This is a genomic window from Parashewanella curva, assembly GCF_003675895.1.
Taxonomy (GTDB): Bacteria; Pseudomonadota; Gammaproteobacteria; order Enterobacterales; family Shewanellaceae; genus Parashewanella; species Parashewanella curva.
The window spans coordinates 1-21,931 of record NZ_ML014776.1 but is presented as its reverse complement, the minus strand read 5'-3'; the positions used below and the strand labels follow the sequence as shown (position 1 = coordinate 21,931).

Below are 21,931 nucleotides of genomic sequence, written 5' to 3'. Positions count from 1 at the left end.
ATATGATAAGTATCACAAATGTGGTTGGTGTTTTTGCTCTATGTCACATTTAGTCATCCCGATAATTTACTTCTCTCACATTGAGCGTATCTTGTTCACTTTCCGCTGTATTAGTGAACACTGCGCTTGAGTGAACACTTCTGAATTCTTCTAAATATTAATCATTGTTCTGGGAGCATTTCCAGAGAATGGCGGTGTCTGTTCTTCACAGGTTTACCTTTTTATTTGTTCGGTTATTTAATGTCAATTAATCAAAAAAGTATCAAAAAACTGGATTTTATTCCCAAAATCTTAAGCATTTTATCCGTTGTTTTTCTTATCGTGTCACTAGTATTTACCGTATTGTCCTATCGCTCGTTTAAGAGCTTGCTTGATGCCAATGAAAACCGATATCAGTCCTATCTGCTCACAGAACAACTTAGGTTGAGTTCAGATCAGTTAACCTTAATGGCGGGAGCCTATGCGGTTACCAAGAACCCAAGGTTCTTGAAATACTTTGAGCAAATCATGAAGATTCGAGACGGGGAGTCTCCAAGACCCAATAACTATGAGCGCGTGTATTGGGACTTTTTAATGCCTGAACACAGCATGCCGCCTTTTGAACTTGGCAGTCGTAAATCATTACATCAGTTGATGATAGAAAGTGGCATTGAATCAGCGGAGTTATTACAGCTTGATAAAGCCAAAGCTGAGTCTGATAATTTAGCGCAACTGGAGTTACAGGCGTTTGAGTTAACGCAAAACTCAAGCCTTGATGATTTAAGTGCGGTTAAAATTCTCTATAGCGAAGCGTATTTTCACACTAAGGTGAAAATCATGTCGTACATCAATGAGTTCTATCAGCTCCAAGATGAGCGAACAGCTGCACATATTAGCGCCCTCAACACCTATCATAATCGTACTGTAACCTTGGCAATCTTTGGTTTTGCAGGGCTCGTGATTTGTCTGTTTCTGATTTTATATTTTCGCCTCAAATCCTCTTCAAAATTACTTGGAATGTTGCAAACTGAGGTGGATAAGCAAACCATAGAGCTCAATGACAAAAATGATGAGCTGAATTGTAATATTGAGCAAATTAAGTTAGCCCAAGATCAGCTGGTGGAGTCCGAAAAAATGGCGTCTTTGGGTAACTTAGTGGCTGGCGTTGCCCATGAAGTGAATACGCCATTAAGTACCAGTATGGCTTTGGCATCGCATTTAGAACAAGAAATTGAAGTACTCAATAAAGGTGTTGAAAATGGCACCCTAAAGCGAACTCAATTAGAAAGCTTTTTAGCTTCATCAACCGAGAATTGCCGATTATTACTCAGCAACAATGAACGTGCTGCGCAGCTTATCGCCAGCTTTAAGAAAATCGCTGTCGAGCAAAGCAGTGAAGCACTGCGAGAATTTACGGTAGACATTTATCTGACTGACACCATTAGAAGTCTGCACCATAAATTTAAACCTACTTCTATCACCATAGATACTCAAATTTCTCAAAGTGGGCTGGTCATCAAAAGCTACCCTGGCGCTTTTTCACAAGTGATCAGTAACTTATTGATGAATGCCTTAATGCATGCTTACGACGATGGTAACAAGCATGGTCGAATCACCATCAATGTCTCAATGCAAAATCAGCAGTTGGTATTGATGTTTGCTGACGATGGTGTGGGTATGAATCAGCAACAGCAAGCCAAAATTTTTGAACCTTTCTTTACGACCAAGCGAGGACAAGGTGGCAGCGGATTGGGTATGAGTATCGTTTATAACTTAGTTACTCATAAGATGAATGGGCAGATCCGCTGTAAATCAAGCTTAAATCAAGGCACGCAATTCACCATCTTGCTACCGCTAGTAATAGACAATGTTTAGGAGTTCAAAATGGAATGGTTAGAAGACGATAGAGAAAGCATTTCAAATAATGAACCTGCACAACAGCAAGATGTTTGGCATGTCCTCATCGTTGACGATGATAAAGATGTACATGCTTCAACAAAGCTCATTATGAGTGGATTTGAGTTTGAAAATAAGATGGTTAAATTTCACTGTGCATATTCGGGGGAGCAAGCACGAGTTATCTTGGAGCAAGGGCAACAGTTCAGTTTAATTTTGTTAGATGTGGTTATGGAAAGCGACAGCGCAGGACTGGAGCTTGCCAAATTTATCCGTAAGCAAATGAACAATAGTTACTCACGTATAATCTTGCGGACAGGGCAACCAGGCATCGCACCCGAGCAAAGTGTCATTCGTGACTATGATATTGATGGCTACAAAGCCAAAACTGAGCTGCGTCGCAGTGATTTGGAGACCACTTTTTTCACCTCTTTACGTGCTTATCGTGACATTTGTTTATTACAGCAACATCGCAAAGTGCTTAAACAAGTGATCGCGACGATCACCAATGTTTGTGAGTTCAGTAACCTTCGCATCTTTGCTGAAGCCGTGTTGGAGCAGTTAAAATTAGTTCTCAATATCACCAATACCAAAATGTATATTGATGTTGAAGATAGTTTTGGCATTTCAAAAATGGACAGCCATTTAAAAATGTTCTCGGGTAAAGCCTCACAGGTTGAGGTGATCACCCGCAGTAACGCTGAAGAGCTGAATTTTAAATACAAGGCGTTGTTTTCAAAAGCACTGACGATTAAAGAAAGCTTTAAAGAAGACAATTACTACGTTTATTACCACAAATCTGATAATGAACACAATACCGTATTTGCGTTTTCTGCCTCAGAAGAGATTGATTTTCAGGGTATAGAAATGATCGACCTCTACCTGAAAAACGTCATGCTCAGTTACGAAAATCTGCTGTTAAATAATTCGCTAAAAGAAGCCCAAGAAATGAGCATCTCGTTGATGGGCGGTGCAATGGAGTCACGCTCAAAAGAAACCGGAGAGCATGTTATTCGAGTAGGACTTTACGCTAAAACTCTCGCTGAGCTCAGTGGTCAATCAAAAGTATTTAGCGAGACCATCCGTCTGGCTGCGCAGTTACATGATGTTGGTAAAGTTGGGGTGCCGGATAGTGTGCTTAACAAACCAGGCAAACTGACTGCTGAAGAATGGCAAACCATGCAACAGCATGCTGAAAAAGGCTGGGAGATCTTAAGTGGAAATCATAATTCCACATTTCAAATGGCGGCAAATTTGGCCAGAGATCACCATGAACGTTGGGATGGCACGGGTTATCCCAACGCCAAAGCGGGCAGCGATATATCGATAGAAGGACGCATTACGGCATTAGCGGATGTCTTTGATGCCCTGTGTAGTAAGCGTTGCTATAAACCCGCATGGACTGTGGAAGATGCAAAACAGGAAATTATCAACTGTCGTGGAACCTACTTTGACCCTGAATTAGTGACGGTTTTTGAGCAGCATTTTGATAAGTTTAGATGGATCTTAGAAGCGCATCCTGATCGTTAGTTTCTAGATATTGTAGGTCGCGTTAGAGTTCGCTTGATATAGATAATATGCGAACTCTATTTACTGAATATCTATTTTAATCGGTTGATCTTCGGCTAATGTTTGATTGTCCGCCGCAACAGACCAATGAGCATGTTTAATTTGCCACTTTTCATTGATTACTTCAGCGTAAAGTGTCGTTCTTAGTATTAACTCATGAGTCATATTTTCCCCTATCAGCCGATACTCGGCTTTCCAATTGCCAAAAACCACACCAGAGTGGTCGGTATGAAAAACTTCAAGGTCATTACATGATAGTGAAAGTGTTTGAGTGGCGTCATAGTCGAGTTGCACCATAGTTTTTAGCTCAGCTAATGAATGCACTTCTTCATCCGAACTGGTACCCCAACATTGGATTGAACCATGTTGAACGAACAGGCTTGCAATGGCTTCTGCATTTTTTGCTGAATGCTGCTTCATGTATTCATTAGCAAGTGCGATGAGTTGACCTTTGGGCATAAAAGCTCGGTTTTAATGTGAATAATGGTGATGTATTTTACCGAATATTTGCATCCATTAGTATCACGGGTATAATTCGTGTCCTATTCTCGCCTGCCTAGAGTGTCACTATGTTATTTGAAGAATTCGATTTAGATCCCAGTTTACTTAACTCCTTAAAAAATATGGGGCATAAAGCGGCAACCAGCGTGCAGCAACAGACCATTCCAATGGCAATGGAGCAGCGCGATATTTTGGCGATGGCACCGACAGGAACGGGAAAAACGGCGGCATTTTTATTGCCTGCATTACAGCATCTTATCGACTTTCCTCGTCGTCACTCAGGACAAGCTCGTGTACTTATTCTTACGCCAACTCGAGAACTAGCCAGCCAAGTTCATCGTTATGCTTCGCACCTTGCTAATGAATTGGATTTAGACATTGGCATTATCACAGGTGGTGTTCCGTATGCGCCGCAAGAAGCAGCATTAAAAGAAAATTTAGACATACTGGTAGCCACACCCGGGCGTTTACTTGAGTACCTTGATAAAGGCCAGTTTTCAGCTGAAATGGTGGAAGTGCTGATCATAGATGAAGCTGATCGCATGTTAGATATGGGCTTTGCTACGGTAGTTAAAAGTATCGCGACAGAAGCGCAAGGGCGTAAGCAAAATATGCTATTTTCCGCTACGCTCGAAACAGGCGGTGTCCGTCGCTTTGCAGACGAATTACTTATCGATCCTATTCAAGTGAACATTGACGATGCTCCTCGTTCAGAAAAAGCCAAAATCCATCAATGGGTGCATTTAGCTGACGACAAGAACCATAAATTCCAATTGTTGTGTGCCTTGCTCAACAGCGAAGACGTTAAGCGCACCATCGTTTTTGTGAAAACTCGTGAAGTAGTAGCAAGTCTCGAAGGCTTATTGCAACAAGCGGGCATTCGAAGCGCGTTTTTACGTGGCGATATGGAGCAAAAACAGCGCTTCCAAGCTTTAGGTAAGTTCACCAAAGGCGAAGTGAACGTACTGCTTTGTACCGATGTCGCTGCCCGTGGCATTGATGTTGAAGGTATTACCCATGTGATCAACTTCGATATGCCACGCTCAGCCGATATTTATGTTCATCGCATTGGGCGAACAGGTCGTGCAGGTGCCAAAGGCACAGCAATTTCATTGGTGGAAGCGCATGATGTACGTATTCTTGGTAAAATTGAACGTTATACCGAGCAAAAGCTAAAACGTCGAGTCATTGAAGGCTTGCGTCCAAAAAATAAAGAAGCTAAAGCGCCAGCGAAAAAGAAAGATAAAGTGAAAATGAAGGCCAAGGCAAAAGCTAAGAAAAAGAAAAAGTAGTCTGGAGTGAGAAGGCTAACCTTCTCAACCCAGTTAGCGGTATAGGATTTATCTTTTGGGTAAACAGTCTTCTATATCTTTGAAAAATTTCACTAAGTTCATGTCACCTCTAGCTTGAGATACCGCTTGAGCCAAGTCGTAAACGTTAAAAGATGTGCTATCTCGTCGAGCGTAAACCATGGTTACTAATTTGCTGTAACATCTTGAGCAATCTCTATACATAAAGGGATCCGATTCAATCCCCTCTATTTCGGAACCCAATCCTAATGCGGTGGCAAACTCTTTCCATTTTGATCTGTTAACTTGATGTCTTTGAAGAAACTGTAGCAATCTGTTCATTGAGACTTTAGTGTATGGATGCATTTTAAATAATGCTTCTTGATAAGCTGATAATTTACAGGTCGCAGGATTTTGCACTGGTGAGGTGCTTTCAGGTTGCCCAGCCATGCTTGTAACATTTGGTTGTTGGGCTTGATTTACTAGGGCGGCTTCAAGTTGCTGTTGTATATTAGTTATTGCTGCATTTTTTTCTTCCCTTTCTGTTTGTAATTGCAATGTTAATCTTCTTATTTGTTGATGAAGAGAACTGATTGTTATTTGTGATTGTTGGTTTGTGGAAGTGGCTCCGTGCAGTTCAGTTTGCAAACTTTGTATTTGTTGCTTGAGCTGTTGATTTTCGTCTTGAAGGTTATGAAATTGTTCCCTGTTAATTTGTGGAACTTGTTGGGGAGTCACATCATCGCTAGCTCCATCATCCATGCCTAGCTCTTGTCTGCGAGCGTGTGGCTTTGTCACATCAAAAAATTGAGGATTTTGGTCTACTTTCGCTTGAAACTTTCTTGCTAATACCCCTAGGCCAGATAGTTCTAAAGCATGTATAAAGTCATTTATGTTCGCATCAGGCTTTTTAGCCCATAGCCGCAAGACTTCAGCCATTCTTGCATTGTTAGTATTATTTTCAGATGAAATGAAACCGGTTTGCCCTCCAAGATATAAACCTGTTGCCACCTCATGCCACCTTCCACACCATGTGTCGTGATTTGCTAGGGCAAATTGACTGATTATATTTATGTCTGGTTTATTCGATGATAATGTGCCAGAGAAATTAACATGTGGAGGGCGAGCTGAACTGCTTTGTATAGTCATAGTTTGAAGGTGTGGTCAAATATTAAACAGATTGTGGAGGCTAGCATAAAAAATGCTCGATACAATTTTAATGAATAATATTTAATTGATTGGTTTTAATAGAGGCCGTATATGGCCTCTTGTGGGGTATTTCAAGTTGTGATTGTTTTTAACGATAGCAAAGCAAATGGTGTTTAATATTATCTTAATAACTTTTCTATATCCGTTATAAACTCCATAGAAATTGCCGTGCTTGCTCCACCTTTAGCTTGAGCTAAGGCATATACAAAGTCATAGACAGTAAAAGAGCTACCACACTTTTCATATAATTTGGTTATGATGGTGTGATAATTATAAGCGTCGGAATTATATGAAAGGTGTGCAACTCCAATCTCATTTTTTATTGACTCTACTCCCAATGCATCAATGAACTGTTGCCCGTTGGCACTGAAAAGTTGATACCTCTTAACTAGATTGTTGATACGATCTACAGGGATCTTAGATAAGAAATTCAGCCTAAACGTGAACTCTTGATTTGGTGTAAGATGCAATTTGGTAGTTTTTGAACCATATCTTGCCGTCTGGTGAAATGGGGTCGGGTAAGTCAAATGAGATTGCTGATCATGCTTTTTTAAAGCAGAGATAAGCTGCTTGTTTGAATGTAAGAGCTGTTGTTTGGCCTCTTCTGTTTGTTGTTCCATGGCTTTTGCTGCTTGAGTTAATTGTTCAACTTGCTGCTTGAGAGCGCGTGATTCATCTTGTGCTCTTTGTAGCTCACTTTGGATACTTTGAAGTTGTTGCTGCAATCGTTGATTTTCGTCTTGAAGGGCACGATATGCTTGTGTAGTGACCTGAGAAGCGGTATCTGGGTTAGTTCTATCGTCCATCTTCAAATCAAAATAATGAGGATCTACCTCTAATTGCTCTTTGAATTGCAAAGCTAAGCGACGATTTCCTATCTCCTCCAGGACGCTAATAAGCTTTTTTATGTTAGCATCTGGTTTTTCTACCCATCTATTTAATAGCGCTTTTATTCTCTCATCCTCTGTCTGATGCTCTCTCGAAATTAGGCTCACTGTACTTGCCAACATTAAGCAAGTTGCCATTTTTTGCCAGTCACAACACCAGGATGGATCTTTGCTTTGAGTAAAATAAGCGATGATATTTACATCAGGTTTCGCGGATGACTGGGTTGCCGCCTGAGGAAAACCTTGTGTCGGTTGAACGGAGCTAACTCTAGATTCCATACCAAGATGTACCATCAAATGATTAACGACTAATAAAGCTAGCATGAAAGTTAATCATTATGCAGTGTATGAAAAATGTTTAACTCGTTGGTTGTGTTGATTTATATTTCAACTTCGAATATTGCCTTGTTTTTTCTCTGACAAATATACTGCTTGAGCATATCTGCGATTTACCAAACTGATGCCGCCAAAAATCAGTTAGTTTCAATTTATGGATTCAAGCTTGCTGTATATAGGTCTTATTGATGGTGAATACTCACTATGTTTTGGTTGTTTTGATAGCTGCTTGAATTTTATCAAGTTAGCCAAAATTTTGACTAACATTTTTTTTACATTAATCGTTTATTATTAACAGATTCTTTGGTAACGTGTGCCAGATTTTGCCCTGAGAAGGAAAACATGGCGCTATGAATGACAATGCAGTATGGGTGAGGCGTTTCTCCCCATTAATAATAATTATAATTTTTATCGGGCTTTATTTTTTATCAACCCAAAACGAAGCAATATCAGAACAAGCACCACCACCTCCAGTATTACCGATTGTTGAGGTGATGTCGGTCGAACCTTATGTACAGCCGATCGTGCTGGATTCGTTTGGTGTGGTTAAGCCGAAAAACCAAACGCGTTTAGCGGCGGAAGTCAGTGGTCGTGTAGTTGAACTTGCTGATGTATTTGTCAGTGGCGGTATGGTGAAACAAGGCGATGTTTTAGCGCGTATTGATGATGCTGACTATCAAGCGGATTTATTACAAGCTGAAGCGAACTTAGCCAAAGCCAATGCAGAACTGGATGCTGAGAAAGCGCGTGGTGAAGTAGCTAAAGTAGAATTTAAAGGTCATAGCCAAGCGCCAAGTTTAGGGTTACGTATTCCTCAGCTTCAGCAAGAGCAAGCTAAAGTAAAATCTGCAAAAGCCGCGTTATCGCGTGCTCAACGCAATCTTGAACGTACCGTTATACGAGCACCTTATAATGCCATTGTAAAAAGTCGAGTCGTAAACTTAGGTCAGTATGTGACAAAAGGGGCTGAAGTTGGTGAAGTGTTAGATATCAGTACCGCAGAAGTCCGTTTGCCTGTTGCTAGTGATGATCTTATCCATCTTAATTCAATCACAAAGCCTAACGCCAAAGTCATCCTTAAATTGGATTTAGCTGGAAAGCTATATCAATGGCCTGCGAAACTAGTGCGCAGTGAGGGCGTGGTGGATAGCCAAAGCCGGATGGTGTATCTCGTAGCTGAAGTACAAAAGCCTTACCAGAGCTTAGCGCAAGGAATGCCATTGCAGTTTGGTAGCTTTGTTAATGCAGATATTCAAGGTAAAGAACAATCAAACTTGATTCGTTTACCAAGGCACTTAGTTCGTGATGAGTTTGTGGCGTTAATTGATACCGATAGCAAGGTTGATATTCGTGATTTAGATGTGGTGTACAAAGATGAATCTTGGGTTTATATCAATGGCAGCATTGCTCAAACCGAACGAGTATCTTTGACGCGTTTCGACCGTTTGGATGATGGTCAAGGTGTCGAAGTTGCAGAATCTCAAACGTCTGAATTAGCATTAGGTAAGTAAAAATGGATAAACCAAAAGGATTGATTGCTTGGTTTGTCCATAATCCTGTGGCAGCCAACTTGTTGATGTGGGTGTTATTGATTGGTGGTGTGTTCAGTGCGCTTTCCATCAAAAAAGAAATGTTTCCAATTGAGGAAAACAATGCCGTTAATGTCTCGGTTGCTTACCCAGGAGCTGCCCCTCAAGAGATTGAAGAAGGCATTGTCATCAAAATTGAGGAAGCGGTTAAAAATATTCGAGGAGTAAAAAAACTTACCTCCAATTCTGGTAATGGAATTGGTACGGTCAACATTGAAATTGCTTCTGGCTATAAACCTCAAGATGTCTTGGATAAAGTGAAGCTTCAGGTTGATGCCATTTCAACATTCCCTGGGAACATTGAAAAGCCCATCATCACTCACCCTACAGTTCCAAACAGTGTGATTTGGGTAGCTGTGTCAGGTGAAGTCTCTAAATTTGAGCTAAAAAAAATCGCCAAAGAGGTGCGTGAAGATATCGCTAACCTTTCGGGAATAACTCAGGTAAAACTGCGTGATCAACCCAACAATGAAATCGCCATTGAAGTATCAGAAAATAAGCTAAGAGAATATGGCTTGAGCTTCAATGATGTTGTACAAGCGGTACAAAACTCATCTTTTGATCTTCCCGGTGGTGCTATTCGTGCCAGTGATGGTGATATTTTATTACGTACCCAAAGCCAAGCTTATAGTGCCGAAGAATATGGCAATATTCTTGTGGCGACGACTCAAGATGGCAGTCGAATTTTCTTATCCCAGTTAGCCGATATTAAAGACGGCTTGCAAGAGGGTTTGTTCTATACCCGTTTTAATGCCAAACCTGCGGCCATTATTGAAGTTTCTAGCATTGATGATGAAGACGCGATTAGGATTGGTGAACAAGTTCGCAATTATGTTGCTGCCAAGCAGCCAGAATTGCCGCAGTCAATTACAGTGAATTATTGGGGCGACTTAACCCATTATCTCGACGGTCGTTTAAATATGATGCTATCGAATATGTGGTTAGGTGCACTGCTTGTATTTTTGTTATTAGCATTTTTCCTTGATTTAAAGCTGGCATTTTGGGTCATGCTAGGGATCCCGATTTCGTTCTTAGGCGCGATATTTATTATGCCTTTTGAGCCATTTTCGCTTTCTATCAATATGATCACCTTGTTCAGTTTCTTATTGGTGCTGGGGATTGTCGTTGACGATGCCATTGTCATTGGCGAGAGCGTTTATACCGAGGTCGAAGAGAAAGGTTCGGGTCTTGATAACGTAATAGCAGGAGCCAAGCGAGTGGCGATGCCAGCGACCTTTGGAGTCTTGACCACCATCGTGGCCTTTATTCCATCTTTGTATGCCGCACAAGGATTTGTCGGTGAGATCTTTAAATCCATCGCTTGGGTAGTGATCTTGTGTCTGGCGTTTTCTTTGATTGAATCAAAGTGGATTTTACCAGCTCACTTACGTCATCTAAAAGTGAAGCCTAAATCTAAGCCAAAGTCCGGCGTGTTGGGACTAAAAGCGAAGTTTAACCAAGGCATGCAAAACTTTGTTCAAAATTATTACCAGCCATTTATCAAAGCTTGCGTATCATGGCGTTATACCGTGGTAGCCGTTTTTGTAGGTTTGCTCATATTATCGAAGGGTATGGTAGATGGTGGCTCAGTACGTCAAGTCTTCTTCCCTAATGTGCCATCGGATTTTATACAAGTTCACCTTGAGATGAACAAAGGCGTTTCGGAGCAAAAAACGTTAGAAACGACGCTGGAAATTGAGCAAGCCCTTTATCGTGTTGATGCAAAAATGCAGCAGAAACTTGGTTATTCGATTTTAGAAAACAGTCAGCTTGATGTGCTGAATCGAACTAAAGGATTTATTTTTGCTGAGCTAACAAAAGGGGAAGACAGGGAAGTAGACGGTGCCGCAATTGCACGTGCATGGCGTGAAGAGAACCCGACTTTTACTGATGTTAAAAAGCTGACCGTCGATGGTAGCACTCAAGCGGGAGCTTCATCCGATGTTGCCTTTAGATTGATGGCAACAAACCTTGATGAACTCACTGCGGCCGCTAAAGAGTTAAAACAAAAACTGGCAAGTTTCGAAGGTGTGTATGGGATCAGCGATAACTTTTCGTCAGGCAGTAAAGAAGTACGATTACAAATTCGTCCTGAAGCTCAAGCGCTAGGATTAACCCTAGCTGATTTAGCACGTCAGGTGCGTTATGGCTTTTACGGCTATGAGGCGCAAAGGATTTTGCGTAACCGTGAAGAAGTTAAAGTTATGGTGCGTTACCCTGCTGAGCAACGGCGAACGTTAGGTCATCTTGAAAAAATGATGATCCGAACCAAAGATGGCAGTATGGTGCCCTTTGGTTCGGTGGCTAAAATAGAGTTTGGCGAATCCTTGGCTTCGATTAACCGCACTGACGGTCACCGAGCAATTACCGTTACCGCTAATGTAGATAAAACCATTGCTGAGCCGGGTAAGATGGTGTCAGAAGTGAACGGGCAATTTATTCCAACTCTGACTCAAAAATATCGTCAGTTAACGACATCACTGGATGGCCGAAGCCAAGAAGCCGCCGATGCGGATGCCGCCTTTAAGAAAGGTTTAGTATTTGTCGCATTAGTGATTTTTGGATTAATGGCTATTCCACTAAAATCTTATACTCAGCCATTGTTGATCATGGCAGTTATTCCATTTTCTGTGATTGGTGCCGTGTTTGGGCATTGGTTATTGGGCGTGCCACTGAGTGTATTAAGCCAATATGGTATTTTGGCGTTATTTGGGGTTGTGGTAAATGACGCCCTAGTAATGATGGACTACATTAACAAGTCTCGACAGCAAGGAACAAGCGTTATTGAAACGGCTATTAATGCTGGTTGCCGTCGCTTTAGAGCGATTGTGTTGACTTCATTAACAACGGTGGTTGGCTTGATCCCCATTATGTTTGAAACCAGTTTACAAGCCAAAATCGTCATTCCGATGGCAATTTCATTAGCCTTTGGTATTGCCTTTGCTACCGTAGTGACTTTGGTATTAATGCCTGCGTTATACGTGATCCATGAAGATATTCGCCATTACTGCCAGCGAATATATCAATGGTGGTGGCAGCCAAAGTCATTGGTGTAATATTTTGCTGCTTTATAAACACGAAATGAATCTTTGTTTGTAAAGCAGTAATAATATGGAGTAAGTTTTAAAATTGTCCGATAAAGGTCAATTTTTTAGGTTTACTGTGGCAATTAGAGCAGATGTAATAGTCGAACAAGGTTTTTTGTTGTGGTCTTATGATGATTCTCATGTTCATGTCCAGCTACCCACAGACAGTCTAGACTCTTCTATTGACGCAATCGGTGACGCCGTTTGGAATACCACAAACACCCCATTAGAGCAGTATGTGTTTTATAGTGGCGGTTGTAACTACCAAATGCGGATAAATTTAAATGAACCCTATGGCATAGAATTGTTTATGTTAGCCAAGTTCGAGGTGAATGCTTCCCTATTTTCTCTTCGAAAAGACTTAAAAGATCATTACACGGTAGCTTTAGATACGCTGGAAATAACAGAAATAAAAAAACTTTGCGATAACACTCAGGTTTCTTATGCTGACCGCACACTCAGAATACGGCCGGGTTTTGAGAATGATAGAATTCAAACTAATGTTGAAGCCTTGCTAAATGCAGGTGCAGTTAATGGTAAACTTAAGCCTGATTCAATAGGTGCTAAAATACGGGCTTTTAATATTAAGTTGCATGAATTAGAAAAAGTGGAATCAAGTATTACGTTACGCTCTTGGTTTAATAATACTCTTAAATGTCCTGTTATTGGTGTTCATTTAACCCATAGTAATGCTGTTATGTTACGTCAAAACAGTAATTCACTTTTACTCAGTAAAAATGGCTTTCGAAGACTACTGCTTGAAAACTTTAATATCAGAACAGATTATTTTACTGAGCCCTCAGACTTGTCAAAAGTATTTAAGATGACAGAATTAACACCTGAAAACATTGAACCGGTAACCCGAAGTAATTACTACGCATCTACATTTTCGGTGGTTAAAGTGTTCACTGCCCAGAAAGTTCCACAGGAAAAGGTAAAGTCTGAGTTAGACGATAAGAGCGTTATCTTTTCAATGGTAGATTCTCTTAAAAACGAACTTACAGATTCATTTTCTGAGAAGGCGGCTTCTTTAAGGGCTGTCCCTGTAAATCCTGCTCCTTCAATGTTTGCCCGTCGAACCATAGGGTTATCAAAACTTCTTCCTTCAAAGCTTGTTCCTAGGGGCGCTCCCAATTAAAGACTTCCTCAATTTCTAACCCTTGAAATGCATTCAGTTCACAATCACTCACTTAATGGTATAACATTAGACTTTGCTTTTATGCCATTACGATTTCATGCTAAAATTCAGTCCATTTCCTCAATTCACCAAACCTCTATTCTCTGCTCAGGGCATACATTGGTCCTATCAGCGAAAATTAGCCTTAGCCAGCCAATTAGTGATGTTATTAATTGCAATGGTACTCCTGACGAATGTCGCACTTAGCTTAGGTCAAAAGCAGTTAAAAAGTGAATGGGCGACTCAACGATACAGTGAACTGCAAACGTTCAGTACACTGCTTGCCGATCAGGTAGCATTTCAAAACTTTCGAATTAAGACCATTGCCTCTAGTGATACTTTTGTTCATTTTTTGCAAAGCCCCAGTAAAATCCGGCATCAGCAACTCAATAAAAAATGGATGACGCTAACTGAAAATATTCCAGAGCTATTGTCGATTGCTTTTTATGATGCAGGTGGGTATCGAAGGTTAGTAACACAAAATCAAAAGATTATGCCTATTTTATCTCAGTCTTTACTAGCGAAATTGTATTTACTAAGAGAAAACGAAGTGTATGCTTCAGAGATCCATAAAATCGCTATCAATGGAGTACTGGAGCCTTATCAGTTTCAAGTAATTAAGGTGATGAACCCTCAAAAGCAATTGGTGGGCTTTTTTGTTACTTTTAATTCTATTAATCGCACACTACAGTCAATAAAACCAAATTTTGGGGGTAATTCATCGCCGCTTATTTTATTGGATTCCAAGGGGCGAATGTTTGATGGTAATAAATTCATTAGCGCGAAACAAAGCTCTAATGATGATATTGATACGTTATTGAGTACCCAGTTTCCTGAGCTTTGGAATGCCATTACCTTAAAAAAATTTGGTGAGTTTTACGGAAATGCGTCTACTTATGTCTACTTAAAAGTTGATTTTGGCGAGAGCAACAACAGTAATTACCCTTATTTTTTCTTATCAAACATTCTTGATAAAGATATTAACAAAGCGTTTGCTCATCGGCAGATGATTTTAGTTGGCTTTTCAGTATTACTGACCTTACTTATCGCGAGCCTCATTGTAATGTTAAACCGTTTTACTTTAGAACGCCGCGCCAGATTTTTTAATATGGAGTTAGTAGAGCAGCTGTTTAAGGATGAACGAGGTTTACTTATTGCCTCTGAAGAGGGGAGAGTGATTGCTTCTAACCCAACCACTGCGGCCATGCTTGCGATGGTTCAAGAAGAGTTAGCTGACCGAAACGTAATGGGGGTTTTACGGTTAGAGCAGCAACAATACCGGACACTCATGAAGTCTTACCAAAAAAATAGACATCATCAATTTGAGTTGGATCTTCGCCATGCTGATTTGGGCGTGTTAAAAATCACCCTCTCTTCATTACCATTAACTCAGCATGTTAATGGAGACCGAGAACAGTACCTCTTGATCAGCATTAGCGACATCACTGAGTTAAGACAGATGCAAGAGCAAGCGGCGTTAAACCATCAGATAAGTGAAGCCGCAATTCCTGTGGTATTGGTCAATATTAAAGGTAGGATTCAGCAGTCTAACCGCAAATTTGATCAAGCTTTTAAACGTAAGTCTAACTCCGACAGTTTAATCTATTTATTAGGGAGCGAAATTGAAAAGCAATGGGGTCACATTCAGCAACAGTTGGCATTAACAGGGCAATGGCATGGATGCACTCAGCACTTCTATGATGGTCAGTACACTTATTTTGAAGTGATGATTAATAGTGTTGACGCTAGCATGAACGAGCCTGATTTATTTGTGTGTAGCCTTGTGCCATCGATTGCCTCTGATGAGACAGAAAAACAAAAAATGATCCCACACCGTAGTCGAATTTTAATGGGTTACGACGAGGTTGAAAGTTATTTTGCGAGCCTAGATGACGATAAGCGCTTATACGCCAGTATGATGCTATTGGACATCAGACCTGTAGGCGTCTTTAGCCATATGAGTGACATTGATAAGTTAGAAAAGCGTCAGCATGACATCGAGATTCGTCTATTGCTTGAGTTGCCTAAAGCTTATCAATTGGCACAATGTCAATTAGGTAAACTTATGGTCATGCTACCCAACACCAGTTCTGATGAAGCACATCAATTTGCGGTAGATACTTATAATCGCCTAGATGAGATTGGTTTATCAGAAGGCATAAGTATTGGCATAGTGTCTTATCACCAAGATCAGTCTTTGAAAGATTTTATGGATAATGCCGAAATTGCTTTACAACGAGCTAAGCAAAATGTTGAGCAAAATATCTGCCAAGCGTTTACACGGCAATTAACGGAAGAATAGTCTTATTGTCAAAGGGTTGTAAGCGAGCTTTGCTTTATTGAAGCTTGTATATTTTGAGAAAATTATTGGAATCACAAACTCTAAAAAAATAGTTAAGGAATGGATTGAGCTGTTTTTCAAACTCAGTCCTTAAAGGGTTATAGTTGCTATTACTGTCAAGATACAAAGTATCTTTACCTGAAATTATTTTTTCTAACTCTGATGTTACATGTTTGGGGGCTATTTTATTGGAACACAATTGTCTCACGCAGACGGGGGGAAGTTTTAATCCTAACCTAGATAATAATGCATTGACTGCTGATGCTTTTGTTCTAGGGTAGTCGGTGCAAAAAATATGTAACCTATGCCCTTTAGCAATAAACACCTTCAATTGCTGAATTGCATCTAAATCGATATAGGGTGTGTATATTCCCATATTATAGTGAAGCCTACGTACAGTAAATCTTCCTCTTTTCTTGTCGTGAGCAAAAAGGGTATTTAAATTAACTACGAGTGTGAGTAAGGGATTTGTGGCTGATGGCTCTTCATTGGCACATTTTATCCATTGCTCTATTGATTTGGGTAATTGCGGTAATAAGTGAATGGGAAAAGAAGTTTTGTTGTTTACCCAATAAAAGTGACAACACTTTGAAAAATGCTTTTGATCAGCATCAAATAACAACATGTTATCCGTAAAACCTAAATGTTCAATGAGCTCAGGTATGTTTTTTAATCCCTCATGTTGCATATAGTTTAAATCCATTAGATTGTTGGATTTTAACTCTATGTTATATCGACTAAATAACCTCTGTGCAAAATCGTAGTTTAGTGACGATGAGCATAAAATTATCACTCTGTGACCAAGCTTTTTTAATCTAAACATAAATTGAAATACTGCAGGATCGGCATAGCCGAATAGCTGACCTTGAGAGTCTTCAACACAATGACAGTCGTAAAGACGTGAACAAGGTTCTCGAGAGTGAAAAGCAACATTGAAATTGAATGCTGCCACTAGAGCTTCATTGCTGCTTGCAGGTTGCTTTACCTTATCAAACCATTGAGACGATGTTTGTGTTAACAACGATGTTTGTGTTAGCTCTAATACCTCGGAGCAACGATTAAGGTGCTGAAGCTCCCATGAATAATCTTTGTTATTGAAAAAACGATCTACTATTGTCGGGCGCTGCAATGATGATAGCTTTACTGTGAGCCTTGTTTTTATATCTCTTGCAATGCCTCCTTCAGAAGCTATACAAGGCCACTCATATGCACTGTCGGTTTTACGGATCAAGTGGACAAGCTCTACTTGCTGATCGATGATAGTAATTCTATATGTAAGGTTTTTTGGTGAAAGTGGCGAAATATAAAAATCTGCACGTGGGTTGGTTTTTAAACTTAATAACGCTAAAGCATCTAGGTACCTATCTTGGTGTTCGTTAAGGTAATAAGGTGTTAGTGACATCTTATCTTCCTCAATAGAATCTCTTGTGAAAATAAGCCGTACTTCAGAAGATTAAATCGTAAATATCTGCATTGTGACAGGTATAACCTAAACCTCAATATGACTTACTAAATGCCAGAGGGAGCAGTATAATGCTTACAATTTAAAACTAAATAGATTTAATTGTGTTAACTAATTCCTCTCAGTTACTCCTTAGAAATACAAGTTTATTCGCACAACAAAGCGTTTTGGTGATCAACATTGAAGCGGATCATTTAGCACAAGAACTGCTAAGTACAACACAATCTGTGACGGCTTTGGCATTGGATTATAATCATTATCAGCAGCTCAAACCGCTGGAAAATAACCAGCTTTCGGTACACTTTGGGCATCAGCTGCCTGAGCTGAACACCTTTGATAACGTCATTATTTATTTCCCTAAAGCTAAGCCATTAGCAGGATATTTGTATCAATTGGCGGCTCAATATTTAGACGTTGGTGGCAGTGTATTCCTTGTAGGTGAAAACAAAGGGGGGATAAAGTCTGCCCCAAAAACCTTACCAGATTATTTTTCCAAAGCCACAAAGCTAGATAATGCTCGTCACTGTTTACTGTACGTGAGTGAGTTAATGGAAAGTGCTCCTGAATTATCAACAAAAGATTGGTGTAGCCAATATCTTTTGCCAACGCCCCAAGGTGAGCTGACCATCTGTAATATGGTCGGGGTATTTAGCCAAAAACAATTGGATGCAGGTACGGCATTACTGTTGGAAAATATTACAGAGTTTCAAGGTCGAGTTTTGGATTTTGGCTGTGGTGCTGGAGTGATCACTGCTGCTTTGCTTAAAGCTCAGCCCGAATTGAAATTGGAGTGTGTGGATATTAATGCTATGGCTTTGTTGTCATGTGAATTGACGTTAAAAGCCAATAACTTCCGTGCAAAAGTTTATCCTTCTGACGGTTTAGCACAAGTGGAAGGGGAGTTAGATGGCATAGTCTCTAATCCTCCGTTTCATGATGGTTTGATGGCGACGACTGATATTGCCGAGCGATTCGTAAAGGATAGTGCTAATGCCTTAACGGACAAAGGCGTATTTCAGATCGTGGCAAACCGCCATCTACCATACTCAGATGCTTTGCAGCAGCACTTTGGTAAAGTGAATACCACTGCTGAAAATAACAAATACAAGGTTTATCAAAATTAATGGAAATATTAAACATTGACTGTTTGGGTAAAAAGCTGCGTTTAGAGGCCTCGCTTGCGGGATGGCAACAGCTGTATTGGGATAATAGGCCTGTGGCGGGGTGTACTGCAAGTGAAAATTACGAGGGACAATTTAGCCATGAGTTTGAACTGAGCACTCAGCCTCAAGCAGAAACAGATGCAGAACTTGAGCCCCAAACCATCAAGGTAAAATTGGATATCGACCTAAAGTGGCAGCCGTTTGAGTTGGATTACCAGCTGCAAGTGGATGGTCAAATGCTGACAGATGGACAACGCAACGCTAAGGATATCGAACAACAAACCCCTGTTGAATCCTCTAAACAAGAAGCCAGAAAGCCTGGGGTGTTAGGTTTGGTTTCTTTAGGTTTTAAGCTACTGAAAAGTGCCAAAGTCATTAAAGTGGTATTGGCAGGAGCCAGCTTAGCTGCATATTCATGGTTGTTTTCTTTTCAATTTGCTCTTGCTTTGATTGCGGTATTGGTGGTGCATGAATACGGGCATGTGAAAGCCATGAAATACTTTGGCATGAAAACCAAAGGCTTTTATTTGATCCCATTTATGGGCGGTTTGGCGTTGACGGATCAAAAAATTAATACCCGCTGGCAAGACGTGGTGATTTCCATTATGGGACCAACCTTTGGCATGATCATGGCGTGGGTGTGTCTCATTACCTATTGGGTAACCGATAATATGCTGTTTGCTGGCTTAGCTTCTCTCAGTGCTCTGATCAACCTTTTCCAGATGTTGCCCATACTGCCATTAGACGGTGGTCACATCATAAAAAGCGTTAGCTTTTCAATGAACAGTGTGGCCGGTTTACTTATCTGCATTGCAGGTGCGGTTTTTGGAGTAGCGATCAGCTATTACTTTGGCATGACATTATTTGGCTTTTTATTAGCCATAGGGTCGATTGAAATCATTTTAGAGTGGCGAAGCCGACATCACACCCATTTATTACCGTTAGACCGATATGGGCAAGTTTTTTCCTTTGTTTGGTATGGAATAACAGTTACAGGGTTAATGGCGGTGATTTGGCTTACAGCAAAAAGTGGTGATACCTTACTGTCGATACCAATGAAAATTTTACAGTCGTAAATACAAACAGGTTCATTTTAGTGCCACATTTAATTATTGAACATTCAAATGAGTTTAATGCTGATATATTGATGGAAGCGGTATTTAAAGGTGCATTAAGCTCGCGTTTATTTGAAAGCAGAGCCATTAAAGTGCGTGCTTTGCCATACCAACATTATCAAGTAGGCTTTAAACGTTCCGCTTTCATTCATGTTACATTAAAAATTATCTCAGGTAGAACCCAAGGGCAAAAATTGGGCTTATCTGAGGGCGTGATAGAACAGTTGCTTGAACTGGGATACGAAAATGTGGCAATTACAGCAGAAGTAGTGGATATCGATCGAGAGAGTTACTCTATGGCATTAAGCTGATCACCTATAGCTTAGCAGTGACCGCAGTCTGATTTATGCTGCACATAATCCAATAACTCACCTTTGTTATTGGTTTCAAATCGACAACATTGCAAATAAAGCTGCTTTAAGGCTAAGCGGCTTTGCTTGAGTTGTGATTTCAGAGTCGAGTATGGAAGTTTTTGACTCTCAGCAAAGGCTTTTTGCGATTGGCCATAGATGTCAATCTCGGTAAGCATAAGCTGTTGTGCTGGTGGAAGTGCTTGAATAAAAGGCTGGATACATGGTTCGAGCTCAACGTATAGGCTTTGCTCATCATCATTCCATTTCTGCTCGATCTCAATGTTAGACGAGGCTTCACGGTTTAGATTGAGTTTAGATTTTATGCGGTAGTAATCAATGACACTGTATTTAGCGACTTGAAATAGCCAGCTTTTCACCTTTGTGGTGTCATTTAATTGATCGATAGAGTTAACACTTTTCAATATTACATCTTGCAAAATATCTTCAGCATCCTCCGGTGAAGACACTCTTGATAATAAAAATTGGTATAAGCTGGTGCGGTATTGTGTCCAAATATGCTCTATTTTCATCAATGTAAAAAGCCTATACTATTGTTCTTTCGTTAGTTTTGGCAAGAGAAGGGTTTTTCCGCACTTCTTTCTGGCTGGTTTTTATTCTTTTGATATATTCTCTGGTTAATAATTGCTGTTCGTTCATTTTAGACTCTTCCTCTCGTCTTAATATTTCTTTTGCTATGCCCTCAACTTTTTTTTTCTCTGTTATAACCTTTTGTTTTTCAGCTTCAAGTTGTTGATATTCTCGTTTGATCTCCTGTTCTTTATTTTCTTGCTGCTCATGTTGTAATTGAAGGCTTTTTCTTAAGGATTCGAGTTCAAGTTTTTGTTGATGAAGGCGTTCAGCTAAGGTTTCAAGTTCGAATTTTTTTTTGGAATGATCATCAAAAGCAGTCGCTTTTGCATCCTTCATATTAGGGTCTTTTATATTGTGGAAGTTAGTAACAACAACTACATCTTTTAATTCACTACCTTGACTGGAATTTTGCCTTAGTAGCAATAAGGAATAATCTTCGCCTTTAGCTGGAGTGGATGAGCTTACTTGTTTAGGAGCACTATGACTAGGTACATCAGGTTTGGGGTAGCTTACTAAATATTTATGCGGGCTTTCTTTTCCAATCTGTTCCTGATGGAGCGGAAACTCCTGTGCTTCATGAATATTAGTGCTATCAGCTTCTTTTGGGATATAAGTTGAAAAAGATAGTCCTTTCATAAAATTTGAATATTTGTCTCTGTTTTTTTTTGCCTGAACTCCCATGCAACTCGGTAATTCATTGGGGCCTACATCTGCGTTTTGAAGCGAATAATCAGAGGTAATAGCTTCTACGTTTCCAGCTAGATCAAACGTCACTTGAAATTGATAGTTAGCAATTGAAAAAATGCCTTGATACATTTCACTATCTACGGAATTAAGTTTAGTGATTGGAGATAGTTGGACTATAGGCTGAGATAGGTCAACAGTGGCTGTAACTTCTAGCAATGTGTTATCTCCAAAACCTAATTTGAATTAAAGCTAATCGTATTGTTTTAAATCTTCAATAAATATTAAGAAAGATGAAACTCGATTCAGAGTTGGTTCAATTTGTTAGATTTTTTGTAATTCTAGAGCTAGTTGTGGAGTGAGTTGAGTGGGTTTACTCAATGACAGCTAAAATTATTATTTCACCTTGGCTTTAAAGAGAGTCGGGGTGTTATTTTAGATAAATTATCTGGCTATTGGCACATCAAATTTGTAGCTGTTGTAAGGCTTTTACTCCACCCACAACCCATTTTAAGTAGTGTTCAGTATAAGTAAATTTCGTTTTCATGTTTATGTCTTTTTATTTGTTATATAGGCATCATAGACAGGATCTTAAGCGTAAGATAATAAAAAGATAGAAAAAAGGCTTCATATGTGATCAAATTATTTCGCCAAAAACAAACAGATTACTCAGAAGCCGATGTCCATTATTTCAGTTAAGCAAC

The 21,931-nt window shown here is 39.9% G+C and carries 16 protein-coding genes; 10 read left to right on the top strand and 6 right to left on the bottom strand.

The features are described from left to right. Positions 1-240 precede the first annotated feature (240 nt). Positions 241-1,854, top strand: a complete 1,614-nt coding sequence (locus tag D5018_RS10325; RefSeq protein WP_121838927.1) for a sensor histidine kinase — start codon at positions 241-243, stop codon at positions 1,852-1,854. A gap of 9 nt (positions 1,855-1,863) precedes the next feature. Then, complete coding sequence (locus D5018_RS10320) at positions 1,864-3,405, top strand: HD domain-containing phosphohydrolase (RefSeq protein WP_121838926.1); 1,542 nt, start codon at positions 1,864-1,866, stop codon at positions 3,403-3,405. Between the two features lie 60 nt (positions 3,406-3,465). On the opposite strand, the gene D5018_RS10315 is transcribed toward D5018_RS10320, so the two are convergent. Further along, positions 3,466-3,903, bottom strand: coding sequence for a nuclear transport factor 2 family protein (locus D5018_RS10315; RefSeq protein WP_121838925.1), 438 nt, complete (start codon positions 3,901-3,903; stop codon positions 3,466-3,468). A 110-nt stretch (positions 3,904-4,013) separates the two neighbouring features. Between D5018_RS10315 and srmB the strand changes: the two genes are divergently transcribed. Next, positions 4,014-5,237: an ATP-dependent RNA helicase SrmB gene (gene srmB / locus D5018_RS10310; RefSeq protein WP_121838924.1), complete on the top strand. Its 1,224-nt coding sequence runs from the start codon at positions 4,014-4,016 to the stop codon at positions 5,235-5,237. Between the two features lie 48 nt (positions 5,238-5,285). Here the strand turns inward: srmB and D5018_RS10305 are convergent, their stop codons facing one another. Beyond that, the gene (locus D5018_RS10305; RefSeq protein ID WP_121838923.1) at positions 5,286-6,245 is read right to left on the bottom strand and encodes a hypothetical protein; all 960 of its coding nucleotides are present in this window, start codon (positions 6,243-6,245) and stop codon (positions 5,286-5,288) included. 317 nt (positions 6,246-6,562) lie between these two features. Next, positions 6,563-7,654: a death domain-containing protein gene (locus D5018_RS10300; RefSeq protein WP_121838922.1), complete on the bottom strand. Its 1,092-nt coding sequence runs from the start codon at positions 7,652-7,654 to the stop codon at positions 6,563-6,565. A 362-nt stretch (positions 7,655-8,016) separates the two neighbouring features. Here D5018_RS10300 and D5018_RS10295 point away from each other — a divergent pair, with 362 nt between their 5' ends. The 4 genes from D5018_RS10295 to D5018_RS10280 all read left to right on the top strand — a co-directional run bounded on the left by D5018_RS10295 (position 8,017) and on the right by D5018_RS10280 (position 15,820). After that, positions 8,017-9,177 carry an efflux RND transporter periplasmic adaptor subunit gene (locus tag D5018_RS10295; RefSeq protein ID WP_121838921.1) on the top strand — a complete coding sequence of 387 codons (1,161 nt, stop codon included), beginning with the start codon at positions 8,017-8,019 and terminating at the stop codon, positions 9,175-9,177. Positions 9,178-9,179: 2 nt separating this feature from the next. Next, positions 9,180-12,311: an efflux RND transporter permease subunit gene (locus D5018_RS10290; protein WP_121838920.1), complete on the top strand. Its 3,132-nt coding sequence runs from the start codon at positions 9,180-9,182 to the stop codon at positions 12,309-12,311. Between the two features lie 106 nt (positions 12,312-12,417). Beyond that, positions 12,418-13,479, top strand: a complete 1,062-nt coding sequence (locus D5018_RS10285; protein WP_133309274.1) for a hypothetical protein — start codon at positions 12,418-12,420, stop codon at positions 13,477-13,479. Positions 13,480-13,576: 97 nt separating this feature from the next. Further along, positions 13,577-15,820 carry a hypothetical protein gene (locus D5018_RS10280; protein WP_121838918.1) on the top strand — a complete coding sequence of 748 codons (2,244 nt, stop codon included), beginning with the start codon at positions 13,577-13,579 and terminating at the stop codon, positions 15,818-15,820. Between the two features lie 34 nt (positions 15,821-15,854). Here the strand turns inward: D5018_RS10280 and D5018_RS10275 are convergent, their stop codons facing one another. Further along, a complete protein-coding gene (locus D5018_RS10275) occupies positions 15,855-17,261 on the bottom strand; it encodes a hypothetical protein (RefSeq protein ID WP_121838917.1) in 1,407 nt (468 codons plus the stop codon). Positions 17,262-17,425: 164 nt separating this feature from the next. Between D5018_RS10275 and D5018_RS10270 the strand changes: the two genes are divergently transcribed. The 3 genes from D5018_RS10270 to D5018_RS10260 are packed head-to-tail and all read left to right on the top strand — an operon-like array spanning position 17,426 to position 19,910. Next, the gene (locus D5018_RS10270; protein ID WP_121838916.1) at positions 17,426-18,445 is read left to right on the top strand and encodes a methyltransferase; all 1,020 of its coding nucleotides are present in this window, start codon (positions 17,426-17,428) and stop codon (positions 18,443-18,445) included. After that, positions 18,445-19,560, top strand: a complete 1,116-nt coding sequence (locus D5018_RS10265) for a site-2 protease family protein (RefSeq protein WP_121838915.1) — start codon at positions 18,445-18,447, stop codon at positions 19,558-19,560. The genes D5018_RS10270 and D5018_RS10265 overlap by 1 nt, the downstream gene beginning before the upstream one ends. Before the next feature lie 20 nt (positions 19,561-19,580). Continuing rightward, positions 19,581-19,910: a 5-carboxymethyl-2-hydroxymuconate Delta-isomerase gene (locus D5018_RS10260; RefSeq protein WP_121838914.1), complete on the top strand. Its 330-nt coding sequence runs from the start codon at positions 19,581-19,583 to the stop codon at positions 19,908-19,910. 11 nt (positions 19,911-19,921) lie between these two features. On the opposite strand, the gene D5018_RS10255 is transcribed toward D5018_RS10260, so the two are convergent. Beyond that, complete coding sequence (locus D5018_RS10255) at positions 19,922-20,482, bottom strand: sigma-70 family RNA polymerase sigma factor (RefSeq protein WP_121838913.1); 561 nt, start codon at positions 20,480-20,482, stop codon at positions 19,922-19,924. Between the two features lie 13 nt (positions 20,483-20,495). After that, positions 20,496-21,446: a hypothetical protein gene (locus D5018_RS10250; RefSeq protein ID WP_121838912.1), complete on the bottom strand. Its 951-nt coding sequence runs from the start codon at positions 21,444-21,446 to the stop codon at positions 20,496-20,498. Between the last annotated feature and the right edge of the window lie 485 nt (positions 21,447-21,931).

What these genes read in the sequence shown, in the direction of transcription:
- D5018_RS10325 (WP_121838927.1), top strand. Translation starts at nt 241, where the DNA reads ATGTCAATTAATCAAAAAAGTATCAAAAAACTGGATTTTATTCCCAAA.
- D5018_RS10320 (WP_121838926.1), top strand. Translation starts at nt 1,864, where the DNA reads ATGGAATGGTTAGAAGACGATAGAGAAAGCATTTCAAATAATGAACCT.
- D5018_RS10315 (WP_121838925.1), bottom strand. Translation starts at nt 3,903, where the DNA reads ATGCCCAAAGGTCAACTCATCGCACTTGCTAATGAATACATGAAGCAG.
- srmB (WP_121838924.1), top strand. Translation starts at nt 4,014, where the DNA reads ATGTTATTTGAAGAATTCGATTTAGATCCCAGTTTACTTAACTCCTTA.
- D5018_RS10300 (WP_121838922.1), bottom strand. Translation starts at nt 7,654, where the DNA reads ATGCTAGCTTTATTAGTCGTTAATCATTTGATGGTACATCTTGGTATG.
- D5018_RS10295 (WP_121838921.1), top strand. Translation starts at nt 8,017, where the DNA reads ATGAATGACAATGCAGTATGGGTGAGGCGTTTCTCCCCATTAATAATA.
- D5018_RS10290 (WP_121838920.1), top strand. Translation starts at nt 9,180, where the DNA reads ATGGATAAACCAAAAGGATTGATTGCTTGGTTTGTCCATAATCCTGTG.
- D5018_RS10280 (WP_121838918.1), top strand. Translation starts at nt 13,577, where the DNA reads ATGCTAAAATTCAGTCCATTTCCTCAATTCACCAAACCTCTATTCTCT.
- D5018_RS10275 (WP_121838917.1), bottom strand. Translation starts at nt 17,261, where the DNA reads ATGTCACTAACACCTTATTACCTTAACGAACACCAAGATAGGTACCTA.
- D5018_RS10265 (WP_121838915.1), top strand. Translation starts at nt 18,445, where the DNA reads ATGGAAATATTAAACATTGACTGTTTGGGTAAAAAGCTGCGTTTAGAG.
- D5018_RS10255 (WP_121838913.1), bottom strand. Translation starts at nt 20,482, where the DNA reads ATGAAAATAGAGCATATTTGGACACAATACCGCACCAGCTTATACCAA.